We start from the raw sequence: 15,968 nt of genomic DNA, 5'->3' as shown, positions 1-15,968 counted from the left end.
GGCGATGCGCGGGCGCTCGCCGCCGGGTGCTCGCGCCTGCTGCGTCGCCTGGCGCTGAGCCGTCATGGCCGGGCGCGGGTGGCCGGTCTCGCCGGCGCCGACTGGCTCGCCTTCCTCGATGCCGAGGGCGGCGCGGGGGCCTTCTCCAATGGGGTCGGCCGGGCGCTGGTCGAGCAGGCTTATCGCCCGCCGGAGGCGTCAGCGGTCGACGCTGAGGCGCTACTCGGGTTGGTCGAGCGCTGGATCCGCGCCCAGGGGCGCGGACGATGATCTCCCTGGCCTGGCCCTGGGCGCTGCTCGCACTGCCCTTACCGCTGCTCGCGCGGCGGTTGCCACCGGCGCGCCGGGTGCCGGGCGCGGCGCTGCGCCTGCCGCCGACGCTGCTGCCCGCGGGGCTGGCCGGCCCGGCGGGCGGGGGCGCGCGACCCTGGCGTTGGCTGGCGCTGCTCGCCTGGGTGCTGCTGGTGCTCGCCAGCGCGCGTCCGCAGTGGGTCGGGGACCCGCTCGGGGTGCCGCGCAGCGGGCGCGACCTGATGCTCGCGGTCGACATCTCCGGCAGCATGGAGGAGCGCGACTATCTGCTCGCAGGCCGTCGGGTGTCGCGTCTGGCGGTGGTACAGCAACTGGCCGGCGACTTCGCGCAGCGGCGCGAGGGCGACCGGCTGGGGCTGATCCTGTTCGGCTCGCGCGCCTATCTGCAGACCCCGCTGACCTTCGACCGCGCCACGGTGGCGACCCTGCTCGCCGAGAGCGTGGTCGGTCTGGCCGGGCGGGAGACGGCGATCGGGGATGCGATCGCGCTGGCGGTGAAGCGGCTGCGCGAGGCGTCTGCGGGCGAGCGGGTGCTGATCCTGCTCACCGACGGCGAGAACACCGTCGGTCACATCGCCCCGCTGGAGGCCGCCGCGCTCGCCGCCGAGGCCGGGGTGCGGGTGCACGTGATCGGGATCGGCGGCGGCGCCGACGGTCGGCTCGGCGGGCTCGGACTGCGATTGTTGCGCCAGGGGCGCGGCTTCGATCCCGAGACCCTGGAGGCGATCGCCGCGCGCACCGGCGGGCGCTTCTTCGTCGCCGGGGCGAGTGAGGCGCTCGAGGCGGTCTATGACGAGATCGACCGCATCGAGCCCGAGGCGCGCGAGGCGCGCGCGCTGCGCCCGCGGGTGGAGTTGTATCCCTGGCCGGCGGGTGGCGCGCTGTTGCTGGCGCTGCTGATCGCGGCGGCGCGGCTGGGGGCGTGGAGGACGGAGGATGGCTGATTTCCATCTGTTGCGCCCCTGGTGGCTGTTGGCGCTGATCCCGCTGCTGGCGGTGTTGGTCGCGGCGGCGCGGACCCGGGGCGGGGCGGGGCGCTGGCGTGCGCTGGTCGATCCCGAGCTGTTCGAGGCGCTGCTCGTGCCCGGGCACGGCGGGACGCGGCGCTGGCCGCTGGCGCTCGCCGCGCTGGGCGGGATGGTCCTGGTGCTCGCGCTCAGCGGGCCGACCTGGCAGCGCGCGCCGCAGCCGCTGCTCGAGGGCGGGGTGTCGCGGGTGCTGCTGCTCGATCTCTCGCCGAGCATGGGCGCGGCCGACCTCGCGCCCTCGCGGCTGGCGCGCGCGCGCTTCGAGCTGCTCGACCTGCTGCGCGGCCAGCGCGACGGCGCGGTGGCGCTGATCGCGTTCGGCGCCGAGCCCTTCCTGGTCTCGCCGCTGACCACGGATGCGCGCACCATCGCCGCGCAGGTGCCGCTGCTCGAACCCGCTCTGTTGCCGGTCGAGGGCCCGCGCCGCACCGATCTGGCGCTGGCCGAGGCCGGCGCCCTGCTCGATCGCGCCGGGGCGCGCCACGGCGAGGTGGTGCTGCTGACCGATGCCCTCGACGGCCCGGCGGCGGCGCTGGCCGCGGCGCGCGCGTTGCGTGCGGCCGGGCATCGGCTCTCGGTGCTGGCGCTGGGTCGCCCCGGCGGCGCACCGCTGCCGCTGGCCGAGGGCGGGCTGGCCACCGACGCCGAGGGCGCGGTGCGCCTCGCCCCCTTCACCCCGGAGGCGCTGCGCAGCCTCGCCCGGGTCGGTGGCGGGCGCTATCTGGAGGCGCGCGCCGATGGGCGCGACACCGAGCGCCTGCTCGCCCTCGGCGACCCGAGTCCGGGCGAGCACGAGCAACTGGTGGCGCGCTGGCGCGACCAGGGTCCCTGGCTGCTGCTCGCGCTGCTGCCGCTGGCGGCGCTGGCCTTTCGTCGCGGCTGGCTGCTGGTGGTGGCGGTGCTGGTCTGGCCCGCGCCGCCGGCGCGCGCCGACGGCTGGGACTGGCTGTGGTGGCGTCCCGACCAGCAGGGCGCGCGGGCGCTCGCGGCGGGGGACGCCGCCGGCGCGGCCGAGTACTTCCGCGATCCGGCCTGGCGCGCCACCGCGCTGCAGCGCGCCGGTGATCCGGCCGCGGCGCTGGCGGCGCTCGCCGGGGTGCCCGGGGTCGAGGCCGAGTACAACCGGGGCAACGCGCTCGCCCGGCTCGGTCGGCTCGACGAGGCCGCCGCCGCCTATCGCCGGGTGCTCGAGAGCGACCCGGACCATGCCGATGCCCGTCACAACCTCGAACTGGTCGAGACCGCGCGTGAGCGGACGCCGCCCGAGGACGCCGATGAGCCCGGTGATAACGGCGGCTCGGGGGATGACGATTCAGCCGCTGGCGAGCGATCCGGGCGCGAGTCGGACGGGCCGACGGACGCGGCGCCCGCCGCGGAAGACGAGACCACGCCCGACCCCAACGGTGATGAGCCGCCCGCGTCGCGCCCCGATGATTCGCCCTCGACCCGGGATGACGGGGTGGGCGACGATCCCGAGTCCGAGTCCGAGTCCGAGTCCGAGTCCGAGTCCGAGTCCGAGTCCGAGTCCGAGTCCGAGTCCGGTGCCGAGGACGGCGGGACCGGGCGCGGGGCGGAGACCGAGGCGGCGGGCGCGCGCGAGGCCGCCGACGCCGATCTCGGCGACGAGCGCGCCCGCGCCCTCGATGCCCAGCTGCGGCGGGTGCCGGACGATCCCGGCGGGCTGCTGCGTGAACGCTTTCTGTTGCAACACCTGCGTCGGGAGGGACGTCTGCCGTGAGACCCTGGTCGCCTGTTCTGCTCATCCTCCTGCTCGTCGGCTGGTCGCTCGGCGCCCTGGCGCAGTCGGCTGAGCTGCGGCTCGATCTCGATCGCCAGCGCCTGGCGCTCAACGAGACTCTGGTGGCGCGGCTGATCGCCGATGGAGGACTCAAGGGCGAGCCCGATCTGCGTCGGCTGGAGCAGGACTTCGAGGTGCTCGAGCGCAGCCATGCCGAGCAGATGCGGATCATCAACGGCACGATCTCGCGGCTGCGGGTATGGACTCTGGTGCTCGCGCCGCGTCATCCCGGGGTGATCGAGATCGCCCCGATCACGCTCGGCGCGGCGCGCACCGAGCCGCGCCGGGTGGAGGTGGTGGAGGCCGGGGCGCGGCGCGATGCCGAGCCGGGAGCGCCGCCCCTGGCCCGGGTCGAGGCCGAGGTCGAGACCGCCGCCCCCTATGTGCAGCAGGCACTGGTCTATCGGGTGGCGATCCTGCTGCGCGAGCGCCCGCTGCAGGCGGCGCTCTCGGCGCCGCTGGCCGAGGGCGCGATCGTCGAGCCGCTGGGCGAGGACCGGAGTTCCCGCGCGGTGGTCGACGGTGTCGAGTACACCCGGGTCGAGCGCCGTTATCTGCTCATCCCCCAGCACAGCGGGGCGCTGCGGGTCGAGGGGCCGCGGCTCGATGTCATCTTCGCCGCCGCGCCCCGTCCGGGAGCGCTCTATCGCGACTTCCCCAGCCTCTCGGGTTTCGGCGCCGGGGGCGGCGAGCGGCGGCTGGTCGAGCGCGCCGAGACGCTGACCCTGCAGGTGCGAGCGCGCCCGGACGCCGCCGCCGAGCCCTGGTTGCCCGCAAGCGCGGTGCGGTTGCGCGAGGACTGGGCCGAGACCCCGCCGCGCGCGGTGGTCGGCGAGCCGCTGACGCGGGTGCTGACGCTGGAGGTCGAGGGCGCGAGCGCCACCCAGCTCCCCGAGCTGGTGCTGCCCGAGGTCGAGGGCGCGCAGCGCTACCCCGGTCGTCCGCGGGTCGAGGACGGGCTCGCCGCCGGCGAGGTGCGCGCCAGCGCGCGCTACGAGATCGCGCTGATCCCGACCCGCCCGGGTCCGCTGCACCTGCCCGAGGTGCGTCTGGTCTGGTGGGACCTGGTCAACGATCGCCCGCGCGAGGCGGTGATCCCGGCGCGCACCCTGGAGGTCGCGCCGGCGCCCGGCGCGCCGCTGCCCTCGCGCCCAGCCTCGGCGGCCGTTGCCGAGACGGTGGCGGGGGACGAACCGGTCGCGACCGATCAGGGTGGGCGGGGCTCGGCCGGGGCCGGTCCCTGGCCCTGGGTTGCGTTGGTGCTGGGGCTGGGGTGGGCGGCGACGCTGATCTGGCTGTGGTGGCGCCGCCGTGCCGGGGGCGAGGCGCCGGTGGCGCCGCCGAGCGCCTCGGTGGATCTCGGCGCGGCGCGGGCCCGGGTGGAGGCGGCCTGTCGCGCCAACGACCCGCGCGCCGCGCGTGCGGCGCTGCTCGATTGGGGGCGGGCGCGCTGGGGCGCGTCGGCCCCTGGCGGGCCGGTGGAGCTGGGGCGGCGGCTCGGTCGCCCCGGGCTGGGCGCGACCCTGGCCGCGCTCGAGCGTGCACTCTATGCCCCGACGGGCGAGCCCTGGGACGGGGCGGGCTGCTGGGCGCGGCTCGCGCCGGCGCTGACCGACGCCTCGACCGAGACCGCGCGTGCCACGCCGCTCGCGCCGCTCTATCCCGGCGCGGGCTGAGGGCTCAGGCGGGTTCGGCCAGCCCGTCGGTCTCCGGCTGAGGGAGCGGCTCGATGATCTGGCGGTAGCTCACCGCGTCGCGCAACGCCTGCAACGGGCCGAGCGTGGGGTGATGGGCCTCGGGGGCGATCTCGAGCAGCGGGATCAGCATGAAGTCGCGCTGGTGCAGACCGGGGTGGGGGAGTGTCAGATGCGGCAGCGTCAGCACCCGGTCGCCGTGCAACAGCAGGTCGAGATCGATGGTGCGCGGACCGTTGCGCACCGTGCGATGACGGTTGAGTCGCTGTTCGATCGTCTGGGTGTGTTCGAGCAGGGTCTCGGGATCGAGCGCGGTCTCGACCTCCACCACCAGGTTGATAAATTCAGCCTGGTTCTCAATTCCCCAAGGTCGCGTGCGATACCAGGACGAACGGCGCTTGAGCCGCGTCTGCGGCATTGTCTGGAGCATTTCCAGACTGCATATGATGTTCTGGGTCGGCGCGATGTTCGACCCGATCGAGATGAATGCCTGTAGTTCCGGGGGCATGGTCCGCCTTCCTCTGTCGTGGCCCGAGACAAACGAGCATGGTAGCTCAGCGGCCTGGTTCTGCGTCGCTGTTATGTCCGTGAAAACGGCATCGGGCATGTCGCTATCCGTTTCGTACACAGAACAACCGATCGATAGATTGCTATCGTGACGAGGGCCCGCAGTCATGCTGAACCGATTGACGATGATGCAGAAGTTATTGGTCACCCTGATCCCGGTGACCATCGTGGTATTGCTCGGGGTGATCCTGTTCGTGCGCGACGTGGTGCGCGAGTCGGCCACCGAGCAGGCCATCGCGCTCTCCCAGGAGGTCGCGCGCGCCCAGGGCGTGGAGCTGGCCAGCTCGGTGATGGCCGAGCTCGAGGGGGTAACCGCGCTGATGAGCGTGCTCCATGGCCGCGACGAGATCCCGGTTGGGGTGCGTCGCGACTATTTCTCCGGGCTGCTGCAGTCCTATCTGCGCGACCACCAGGAGCTGGTTGGCGCCTGGATGGTCTGGGAGCCCGATGCCTTCGACGGTGAGGACGGACGCTTCGCCGGCACCGAGGCGCACGATGCCACGGGGCGCTTCATCCCCTACTGGTATCGCGACGGCGAGACCATCGGCACCGAGATCCTCGAGGACTACGAGACTCGCGACTATTACCGCCTGGCCAAGCAGAGCGGCAAGACGGTGGTACTCGATCCCTATCTCTACGCGCTCGGCGGCGTCGATCAGCTGCTCACCTCGATCGCGGTGCCGATCCTCGAGCAGGGTCGGGTGGTCGGCGTGGTCGGGGTCGATCTGCTGATCTCCGATCTCCAGGCCCAGGTCGCCAAGATCCGTCCCTTCGACGGTGTGACTGCGCTGTTCAGCGGCACGGGGACGGTCATCGCCCACCCCGACGAACGCCGTCTCGGCAAGGATCTGCGCGAGACCGATACCGACGTGCTCGGCGAGGACATGGGACGCTTCGTCACCGCGCTCGAGCGTGGCGAGTCCTTCGTCACCCAGCGCTGGAGCGACAGCCTCGATGGCGAGGCGCTGGTCATCTCCCAGCCGCTGGCGCTCGCCGGCACCGAGCAGCACTGGACCATCGCCATGGCCTTGCCGGTGAGCAAGGTGCTGGCGCACGTCAACGCCATGATCACCAAGGTGGTGCTGATCGGCCTGGTCGGGCTTGCGGTGATGAGCGCGCTGATCGTGCTGCTCAGCCGCAGTCTGGTGCGACCGTTGCGCGGCGTGGTCGGCGCGCTCGAGGACATCGCCAGCGGCGATGGCGACCTCACCCAGCGTCTGCCGGCCGAGGGGCGCGACGAGGTGGCGCAGCTGGCGACCGCCTTCAACGCCTTCGTCACCCGCATCCACGATCTGGTCCGTCAGGTCAGTGGCGCCACCAGCCAGCTCGCCTCGGCCGCCGAGGAGTTGTCGGTGACCAGCGACGGGACGCGTGAACAGGTCCAGCACCAGCATGCCGAGACCGATCAGGTGGCCACCGCGATGAACGAGATGACCGCCACCGTCCAGGAGGTCGCGCGCCATGCCAACGACGCGGCCAAGGCCGCGCGCGAGGCCGATCGCGAGGCCACCGAGGGCGCCGGGGTGGTGCGCGAGACGATCGATGCCATCGGTCTGCTGGCCAACGAGGTCGAGCAGGCCGCCGGGGTCATCCACCGCCTGGAGTCCGACAGCGACGAGATCGGCAAGGTGCTCGACGTGATCCGCGGTATCGCCGAGCAGACCAATCTGCTCGCGCTCAACGCCGCGATCGAGGCCGCGCGCGCCGGCGAGCAGGGACGCGGCTTCGCGGTGGTGGCCGACGAGGTGCGCAACCTCGCCAGTCGCACCCAGACCTCGACCAAGGAGATCCAGGCGATGATCGAGCGCCTGCAGGAGGGGGCCAACAGCGCCGTCGGTGCCATGGAGCAGGGGCGCGTGCGTTCGAGCGAGACGGTCGAGCAGGCCACCCGCGCCGGCCAGTCGCTGACCACCATCGCCGGGGCGATCGCGCAGATCAACGACATGAACACCCAGATCGCCAGTGCCGCCGAGGAGCAGAGTGCGGTGGCCGAGGAGATCGATCGCAATGTCGCCAACATCGCCCAGTCGGTCGACACCACCTCGCAGACCTCGGGTCAGATCGCCGCCTCCAGCGACGAGCTGGCCAAGCTCGCCGCCGAGCTGCAGGAGATGGTCGGCCAGTTCAAGGTCTGAGCCAGGGCGCGGGGCGGTGGCTCTCGCCGTCCCGCGCGCCGCCCGCCGACTGGCACCCGAGGGTGGGGCGGCGTACCATCGCGCCAGTGCCGTGAACCGGTTGGGGCGGCAATGGTGGTCGGGTGTGTGGTAGGACGAGAGCCTGGTGCAAACGGGACAAGATGCTGAACGTGATGGCGGGGGGGAGCGACAGGACCGGCTGATTGCGCACTCGCTGACCCTGTTCTTCGCGATCTTTCTCGCCATCGCCGCGGTGATCGGCGGTCTCGGCGCCATCTTCTACCAGTCCGAGGTCAAGCGCTATCTCGAGAACACCGCCGAGCAGGAGCGCTATCGCATCGAGCTGCTGCGCTATCTCGTCCACGGCACCTTCGACGACGTCATCGGCGACCTCTTCGTCCTCGCCGGTCAGAACGAGCTCGAATGGCTGCTCGTTGATGGCGACACGCAACACCTGCGCTCGGCCATCGCCGACGAATATCTCGCCTTCTCCACCCTCAAGGGGGTCTATGACCAGTTGCGCTTCCTCGATCTCGAGGGGCGTGAGCGGGTGCGGGTCAACTACAACGACGGTGCCCCGGCGGTGGTGCGCAACGCCGATCTCCAGGACAAGCACCATCGCTATTACTTCACCGCCAGCCTGGCGCTGCGCCGCGGGCAGGTCTATGTCTCGCCCTTCGATCTCAACATCGAGCACGGTGGCCTCGAGCGTCCGCTCAAGCCGATGATCCGGCTCGGCACCCCGGTGTTCGATGCCGTCGGCAACAAGCGCGGCGTGGTGCTGATCAACTATCTCGGCAAACATTTGCTCGATCGTCTGGCCACCGCCGGTGCGGCGATGAGCGGTGAGCTTGCGCTGCTCAACGCCGATGGCTACTGGATGCTCAGCCCGCGCGAGGACGATACCTGGGGCTTCATGATCCCGGAGCGCGCGGCGCGGCGCTTCGACAACGACTATCCGCGCGAGTGGGCCTTGTTGCGCGCGCACGAACAGGGTCAGGTCCGTACCGACAACGGGCTGTTCACCTTTGCCGAACTCCATCCGCTGGAGCCGGGACGTCGACTCGGTGTCGGTCATCTCGCGCGCACCGCGCCGGGCACCGAGCGTTATGTCTGGTATCTGGTCTCGCAGGTCCCGGCGGCGGTGATCGAGCATTACACCGGCGGGCTGCTGACGCGGTTGCTGATGCTCGGCGCCGGGGTGTTGCTGGTAATCGCGGTCGGCTCCTGGTACTTGGCGCTCGGCATCATCCGTCGGCGTCTCTACGAGTCGCAGCTGGTGACGCTGGCGCACTACGATCGACTCACCGGGTTGCCCAACCGGACGCTGTTCTTCGACCGGCTCGAACGGCTCCACGAGAGCGCGATGCGTTACGGGCGGCGCTACGGCCTGCTCTATCTCGATCTCGACGGCTTCAAGCAGGTCAACGACACCTTCGGCCATCATGCCGGCGACCGGCTGCTCGAGCAGGTTGCGGTGTTGTTGCGCCAGGGGGTGCGTCGCGCCGATACCGTCGCTCGGCTCGGCGGCGACGAGTTCGCCATCCTGCTCTCCGAGGTCGGTGACGCCGATACCGCGCACCAGTTCGGCAACAAGCTGATCACGCTGATCGGTGATGCCGAGCAGCTGCACTCTCAGGGGGTGCGAGTCGGGGCCAGCGCCGGGATCGCCATCTATCCCGATCACGCCAGCTCACCTGAGCTGTTGGTGCGCCGCGCCGATCAGGCGATGTACGCGGCGAAGAAACGGGGCAAGAACAAGTGCGTGGTGTGCCGGCGGCTGGTGCTGTCCTGAGCCTGCGGCCGTTCAGCCCTCGCGGGTGCGCCGCACCCAGCCGGTGAGGGTGTTGTAGAGCTCCTTGAGCCCGAGCGGCTTGCTCAGATAGTCGTCCATCCCGGCATCGAGACACTGCTCGCGATCACCGGGCATCGCCAGCGCGGTCAGGGCGATGATCGGGGTGCGCCGCAGCGCCGGCGCCTCGCGCAGCCGTCGGGTGGTCTCGAGCCCGTCCATGCCGGGGATCTGCACGTCCATCAGGATCACGTCCGGTCGGCGCTCGCGCGCGAGCGCCAGCGCCGCCTTGCCGCTACGGGCGGTGGCGACCGCGCAGCCGCGGATGCGCAGATAGGTGGCGATCATCTCCTGGTTGCTCTCGTTGTCCTCGACCAGCAGCACCTGGACCTGGCCGAGCGCGTCTGTCTCCGCGGCCTCGTCGTCGCCCGCGGCGTGGCTCCCGGGCTCGTCGCCGGCCTCCTGCGCGGCCGGATCCCAGGGCAGCACGATGTCGAAACGGCTGCCCGCGCCGGGCTCGCTCTCGACCTCGATGCGTCCGTGGTGCAACTCGGCCATGCCTGCGGCGAGCGCCAGCCCCAGCCCGCTGCCGTCGTACTGGCGCGAGGGCCGGCTGTCGAGCTGGACGAAGGGCTGGAAGAGGCGCTCGCGCTGCTCCGGGGCGATGCCGACACCGGTGTCCCAGACACAGACATGGACCTCGCCCCGGGGGGCGTCGGCGCGCACCTCGAGCCCGATGCGCCCGCCCTCCGGGGTGAACTTGACGGCGTTGCCGAGGAGGTTGACCAGCATCTGCTTGAGCCGCCGGCTGTCGCCCTGGACCAGCCGCACCGCCGGGTCGATGTCGGTGGCGATGGCGATCGACTTGCGCTTGGCCGCCGGGCCGATCAGCCGCAGGCTCGCCTCCCACAGCTGGTTGACCGGGATCTGGTCCCAGCGCAGCTGCATCTGCCCCGAGGCCACCCGCGACATGTCGAGGATGTCGTTGATCAGTTCGAGGAGATGGGCGCCGTTCTCATGGATGGTGTGAATGGCGCGCGCCTGCTGCGCGGTGAGCGGCCCGAGCAGGGTGTCGCCGATGGTCTCGGAGAGTCCGAGGATGGAGGTCAGCGGGGTGCGCAGCTCGTGGCTCATCGCGGCGAGGAACTCGTCCTTGGCGCGGGCGCTGCGCGCCAGCTCGACGTTGGCGCGATCGAGTTCGGCGGTGCGCTCGCGCACCCGCTCGGCAAGCAGCGCGCGCTCCTCGGCGAGCGCCTGATGGGCGTTGCGCAGCGCCTGCTCGGCGCGCTTGCGCGCGGAGATGTCGGCGAAGGTGACCACCGCGCCGACCAGGCTGCCGTCGCGATAGATCGGGTTGGCGTGGTATTCGACCGGGATGCTGGTGCCGTCGGCGCGCCAGAACACCTCGTCGTCGACCCGCGCCGGGGTGCCGTCGCGGTGGGTGCGCGCGGCCTTGCAGTCGCAGGCGGCATAGGGGCTGGCATCGACGCGCGAGTGGTGCAGGGTGCGGTGCATGTCGCGTCCGTGCAGCGCTTGCGGCGAGTCGTAGCCGAGCATGCGCGCGCCGGCGGGGTTGCAGAAGGTGCAGCGGCCCTGGGTGTCGACGCCGTAGATGCCCTCGCCGGTGGACTCGAGCAGCAGGCGGAAGCGCGCCTCGCTCTGGCGCAGGTGCTCCTGGGAGTTGGCGAGATTCTCCTGCATGTGCTTGAGGGCATGGAGCATCTGTGCGTGCTCGTCGTTGCCGCTGACCTGGATCTGGGTGGAGAAGTCGCCGGCGCTCACCCGCCGCGCGATCGCCGTTGCGGTGGCGATGGGCTGGCCGATGGTGCGATCGAGCAGCCAGATCAGCGCCGCCACGGCCACGCTCATCACCCCGAGCACCAGCGCCAGCACCTTGAACTCGGCGGCGCGTGTCTGGCGGTCGATGGCGGCGATCTGGATGCGCTCGTGGGCGCGCGCCTCGGCCACCAGACGATCGATCAACTCGGTCGGCTCGCGGTCGATGCCGCGCACGTCGCGGTCGACGCTGAGCTGGGCGGCGGGGTCCTCCGCGCGATAGTGATCGAGCGCGTCGCGATAGGCCGAGCCGAGGCGCAGGTGGGCGGCGAGGAAGCGCTCGGCGCTGGCGCGCACCCGCGGGTCGTGGTCGCGCAGCAGCTCGAGCAGCCGGGCGACGGCGGCACGGGTCTCGACCTCTTCCTGCTCGAACTGTGCCAGATAGCGCTGGTAGAGCTCGGGGTCCTGGCCGCGCAGCAGGATGTTCTTCCACTCCTGCACCTGGGTCTTGAAACTGACCTGGGCGGTGAGCGCGGTGGTGACGATCTGCGAGCTGCGGGCGCGGATCTCGGACTCGCGATCGGCGGCCTGTTTGTGGAGATGGAAACCGTAGAGTCCGACGGCGAGATCGACGATGAGGATGGCGATGAGTCCGCCGGCGAAGCGTGTGCGTACGTTCATGTGCGGTTCGTCGGGGCGCCGGGTGGCGCCCGTGCGATGGCGACCTCTGGGCGGGTTTCAGGATGGAGGCGTGGCGGCGGCGCGGTCGAGCATCTCGCTGGCGTGGTCGCGGGTGCGGCGGGTGATCTCGGTGCCGCCGAGCATGCGCGCGATCTCCTCGATGCGCGCCGACTCGTCGAGCGGATCGATCCGGGTGTGGGTCTCGCCCTCGCGCCGCTCCTTGCGCACCCGCAGCTGGCGGTGGGCCTGGGCGGCGACCTGGGGCAGGTGGGTGACGCAGAGCACCTGGCGCTCGGCGCCGAGACGGCGCAGCAGCCGACCGACGATCTCGGCCACGCCGCCGCCGATGCCGACGTCGACCTCGTCGAAGACCAACGTGGGGATGCGCCCGCAGGCGGCGGTGGCGACCTGGATGGCCAGGCCGATGCGCGAGAGTTCGCCGCCGGAGGCGACCCGGGCGAGCGGCTGCAGCGGCTGGCCGGGGTTGGCGCTGACCATGAAGGTGATCCGTTCCAGCCCGCCGGCTGCGGCGCGCTCGGTGGGCAGGGGTTCGAGCGCGACGGCGAAGCGTCCGCCGGCCATGCCGAGCTCGCCCATCGCCGTGCTCAGGGTCTCCTCGAGACGCGTGGCGGCGGCGGTGCGCGCCTCGCCCAGTGCCTCGGCGCCCTGGAGATAGCGCCCCCAGGCCGCCTCGCGCGCCTCGGCCAGCCCGGCGAGCGCGACCGAGGCCTGTTCGAGCGCGTCGAGTTCGGCGCGGCGCTCGGCGAGGTATTCGGGCAGCTGGGCGGGAAAGATGCGATGCTTGCGCGCCAGCGCCTGGAGCTGTTCGAGCCGGGCCTCGACCGTGGCCAGGGCGTCGGGGTCGAGCTCCAGCCCGTCGAGATAGTGACGCAGCGCCGCGGCCGCCTCGCCGGCATGGATGCTCGCCGTCTCCAACAGTTCGCGGGCCTCGCCGAGCGCGGGGTCGATGGCGGCGAGATCCTCGATCTCGGCGAGGGTGGCGGCGAGCTGATCGCAGATCGTCGGTTCGCCCTCGGCCAGTGCCTGGAGTACGGTGGCGGTGCCGCTCTGGAGCTGTTCGAGATGGCTGAGACGGCGCTGCTCGCCGTCGAGCTGTTCGAGCTCCGCGGCATCGATCGCCGCAGCCTCCAACTCCTCGACCTGGAAGCGCAGCAGCTCGAGGCGCTCGGCGCGGCTCTGCGCCTCCTGCTCGGCGCGCTCGAGGGCGCGGGCGTGGTCGCGATAGGCGCGGAAGTCGGCGGCGACCTGCTCGGCGAGCGCACGGTGGCCGCCGTAGGCGTCGAGCAGGTCGCGCTGGGCCTCGGCGCGCAGCAGCGACTGGTGGGCGTGCTGGCCGTGGATGTCGACCAGCAGCTCGCCGAGTTCGCGCAGTTGCGCGGCGGTGGTGGGGTGGCCGTTGACATAGGCGCGCGAGCGCCCCTTGGCCACCAGCAGGCGGCGCAGGATGCAGGCGTCCTCGTCGCCCTCGAGCTGGTGGGCGCGCAGCCAGTCGCGTGCGGCTGGGTTGGCGCCGAGATCGAAGCCGGCGACGATCTCGGCGCGCGTGCAACCGGGACGGATCATCGTCGTTTCGGCCTTGTCGCCGAGGGCCAGCCCGAGCGCGTCGATGAGGATCGACTTGCCGGCGCCGGTCTCGCCGGTGAGCGCGCTCATCGCGGCCTCGAACTCCAGCTCGACGGCGCTGACGATGGCCAGGTCCCGGACCATGAGATGGGTCAACATGCCGCGCAGCCTCCGTGCTCGGTGGGGTGTCCGTTCATGCCCGCCGGGTCTGGGTACGTCCGCCCCAGCCGAGCTTGGCGCGGAGGATCTGGTAGTGGTCCTGTCCGAGCGGGTGGAGCAGGGTGGCGCGCTCGGGGTGGCGGGTGATCTCGATCGTTGCCCCGGGCGGCAGCTGGAGCTCGTCCTGGCCGTCGCAGGTGATCTGCACGTGTCCCAACTCGAGCGGGCCGACGCGCACCTCGATGTGCCGGTCGGCGGGCAGCACCAGCGGGCGGTGGGCGAGGTCGTGAGGGCAGATCGGCACCAGCACGATGGCCTCGAGTCCGGGATCGATCAGCGGGCCGCCGCCGGAGAGGGCGTAGGCGGTCGAACCGGTGGGGGTGGCGATGATCAGCCCGTCGGAGCGCTGGGCGTTGACGAAGACGCCGTCGACATAGGTCTCGAACTCGATCATCCGCGCGGTGTTCCACTTGTGGATGACCACGTCGTTGAGCGCGCAGGCGCGGCGCGGCGGGGCCTGGTCGCAGCGGATGCGCGCCTCGAGCATGGCGCGCGAGTCGGTCTTGTACTCACCCTCGAGGATGCGCTCGAGCACCGAGCCGATCTCCTCGGGCGAGACGTCGGCGAGGAAGCCGAGGCGCCCGAGGTTGATCCCGACCAGGGGCACGTCGTGCGCGGCCAGCGCGCGCGCGGCGTGCAGCAGGGTGCCGTCGCCGCCGACCACGATCACCAGGTCGCAGCGCTCGCCGAGCTCGTCGAGCGGGCGGGCGGCGCCGACGGGGGCATCGAGCAGATGGGCGCTCTCGGCGTCGAGCAACACCTCGAGCGCGTGCGCGCGCAGATAGGCGCAGAGGGTGCGAAGGGTGCTGCGTGCCTTGTCGGGGTCGCCTTGCTTGCCGATGATGCCGATGGTCTGGAAATGCGCCATGGAGTTCTGTGTGGGGTTGGGGACGGCAGGACCGATAAACGTTAGCATGGGCGGCCAGACACGCCAATAGGCGTCCGGGGGCAGCCTTGACAGGGTAGGAGCAAATCCCTAAATTCCTGTGTTAGCACTCTCTGACGGTGAGTGCTAACGGGGTCGACCCCCCTGATGTCCGCCGCCGCGAGGCGGGCGTGAGGCGAAGGTCGACGATGGTCCATCCGCGCGATCCAGTGATGTAGGCGGCTGAAACCTTGGCAGGCGAGACGCGACAGTTCGATTCCCCGGTGAGCGAGCGGGCGCTGCTGTTCCTGAAGGCGTTGGTCGAGCGCTACATCAGGGACGGCCAGCCGGTCGGCTCCCGGACCCTGGCCAAGGATACCGGCCTCGACCTCAGTCCGGCGACGGTGCGCAACGTGATGGCCGACCTTGAGGACCTGGGGCTGCTGGTCTCGCCCCACACCTCGGCCGGGCGGGTGCCGACGGCGGCCGGGTATCGGCTGTTCGTCGATTCGCTGCTCACGGTCAGTCCGCCCTCGGAGCGCGACATCGCCTCGCTGCGCAGTACCTTCGTGCCGGGGATGGACGCCAAGTCGCTGGTCGAGACCGCCTCCAACCTGCTCTCCGGGGTCACCCATCTGGCCGGGGTGGTGATGCTGCCGCGCCACGAGCGCAACGCCTTTCGCCAGATCGAGCTGGTGCCGCTGTCCGACTCGCGGGTGCTGGCGATCCTCATCACCACCGAGGGTGAGGTCCACAACCGCATCATCAACACCGATCGCCGTTTCTCGCCCGCGCAGCTCGAGCAGTCGGCCAACTATCTCAATCAGATGTTCACCGGACAGGACATCAACGAGGTGCGCCGGCGGCTGCTCGAGGATCTCAAGCGTACCCACGAGAACATGGACCAGTTGATGATGCACGCGGCGGTGCTCGCTCACCGCGTGGTGGAGGATGCCGACCGCAAGGACGACTGCTACATCGCCGGGCAGACCAACCTGATGGAGTTCGGCGAGCTCTCCAGCATGGATCGGCTCAAGCAGCTGTTCGAGGCCTTCAACGAGAAGCGCGAGATCCTCCACATTCTCGATCGCTGCATCGCCGCCGACGGGGTGCAGATCTTCATCGGCGAGGAGTCGGGCTACGCGCTGCTCGACGACTGCAGCGTGGTCTCCACCACCTATCGGGTCGAGGGTGAGGTGGTCGGCGTGCTGGGGGTGATCGGCCCGACCCGCATGGACTACCAGCGGGTGATCCCGATCGTCGATGTCACGGCGCGGCTGCTGGCTGCGGCGTTGCGTCAGAATTAGCGCGGAACCAGGTTTCATCACGCGCTGCCATGTCTATGTCCGACGTGGTGGCGCGGTCGTTTACGGAATTTCGGAGGTCACAATGAACCCAGAGCAGAAGCGCCCCGAGCAACAGCCCGAGCAGCAGGGCCAGGGCGACGAGGCGGTCAATCGCGCCGCCGTCTCGGCCTACGCCGAGGCCTCGGCCGAGGTCGAGACGCCGGTCGAGGA

11 protein-coding genes are annotated in these 15,968 nt (G+C 71.3%); 7 read left to right on the top strand and 4 right to left on the bottom strand.

The annotated features are described in order from the left end of the window. The 4 genes from EBL85_RS14920 to EBL85_RS14905 form a co-directional block, all read left to right on the top strand. Positions 1-270: DUF4381 domain-containing protein (locus tag EBL85_RS14920; RefSeq protein ID WP_148040561.1), on the top strand; the 270-nt coding region annotated here is incomplete at its 5' end. Further along, complete coding sequence (locus EBL85_RS14915) at positions 267-1,256, top strand: VWA domain-containing protein (RefSeq protein WP_123143315.1); 990 nt, start codon at positions 267-269, stop codon at positions 1,254-1,256. The genes EBL85_RS14920 and EBL85_RS14915, both read left to right, overlap by 4 nt. Further along, positions 1,249-3,078: a VWA domain-containing protein gene (locus tag EBL85_RS14910; protein WP_123143314.1), complete on the top strand. Its 1,830-nt coding sequence runs from the start codon at positions 1,249-1,251 to the stop codon at positions 3,076-3,078. Before EBL85_RS14915 ends, EBL85_RS14910 begins: the two co-directional genes overlap by 8 nt. Further along, positions 3,075-4,814, top strand: coding sequence for a BatD family protein (locus EBL85_RS14905; protein ID WP_123143313.1), 1,740 nt, complete (start codon positions 3,075-3,077; stop codon positions 4,812-4,814). The genes EBL85_RS14910 and EBL85_RS14905 overlap by 4 nt, the downstream gene beginning before the upstream one ends. A 4-nt stretch (positions 4,815-4,818) precedes the next feature. Here EBL85_RS14905 and folK read toward each other — a convergent pair whose 3' ends face one another. Beyond that, complete coding sequence (folK, locus tag EBL85_RS14900) at positions 4,819-5,340, bottom strand: 2-amino-4-hydroxy-6-hydroxymethyldihydropteridine diphosphokinase (RefSeq protein ID WP_123143312.1); 522 nt, start codon at positions 5,338-5,340, stop codon at positions 4,819-4,821. Between the two features lie 166 nt (positions 5,341-5,506). Between folK and EBL85_RS14895 the strand changes: the two genes are divergently transcribed. Both EBL85_RS14895 and EBL85_RS14890 read left to right on the top strand, forming a co-directional pair. Further along, positions 5,507-7,534 carry a methyl-accepting chemotaxis protein gene (locus EBL85_RS14895; RefSeq protein WP_123143311.1) on the top strand — a complete coding sequence of 676 codons (2,028 nt, stop codon included), beginning with the start codon at positions 5,507-5,509 and terminating at the stop codon, positions 7,532-7,534. Positions 7,535-7,679: 145 nt separating this feature from the next. After that, entirely contained in the window at positions 7,680-9,329 is a 1,650-nt protein-coding gene (locus tag EBL85_RS14890) for a diguanylate cyclase domain-containing protein (protein WP_123143310.1), read from the top strand. A gap of 12 nt (positions 9,330-9,341) precedes the next feature. On the opposite strand, the gene EBL85_RS14885 is transcribed toward EBL85_RS14890, so the two are convergent. The 3 genes from EBL85_RS14885 to EBL85_RS14875 are packed head-to-tail and all read right to left on the bottom strand — an operon-like array spanning position 9,342 to position 14,454. Further along, complete coding sequence (locus EBL85_RS14885; RefSeq protein ID WP_123143309.1) at positions 9,342-11,783, bottom strand: response regulator; 2,442 nt, start codon at positions 11,781-11,783, stop codon at positions 9,342-9,344. Positions 11,784-11,840: 57 nt separating this feature from the next. After that, the gene (recN, locus tag EBL85_RS14880; protein ID WP_123143308.1) at positions 11,841-13,526 is read right to left on the bottom strand and encodes a DNA repair protein RecN; all 1,686 of its coding nucleotides are present in this window, start codon (positions 13,524-13,526) and stop codon (positions 11,841-11,843) included. 34 nt (positions 13,527-13,560) lie between these two features. Further along, positions 13,561-14,454 carry an NAD(+) kinase gene (locus EBL85_RS14875; RefSeq protein ID WP_165913470.1) on the bottom strand — a complete coding sequence of 298 codons (894 nt, stop codon included), beginning with the start codon at positions 14,452-14,454 and terminating at the stop codon, positions 13,561-13,563. Positions 14,455-14,702: 248 nt separating this feature from the next. On the opposite strand from EBL85_RS14875, the gene hrcA reads away from it, so the two are divergent. Continuing rightward, positions 14,703-15,758 carry a heat-inducible transcriptional repressor HrcA gene (gene hrcA / locus EBL85_RS14870; RefSeq protein WP_123141370.1) on the top strand — a complete coding sequence of 352 codons (1,056 nt, stop codon included), beginning with the start codon at positions 14,703-14,705 and terminating at the stop codon, positions 15,756-15,758. Positions 15,759-15,968: the final 210 nt, after the last annotated feature.

It is taken from the genome of Marichromatium sp. AB32, assembly GCF_003718675.1.
In the GTDB taxonomy this organism is placed as follows: domain Bacteria; phylum Pseudomonadota; class Gammaproteobacteria; order Chromatiales; family Chromatiaceae; genus Marichromatium; species Marichromatium gracile.
This window is presented reverse-complemented; position numbering and strand designations above follow the sequence as displayed.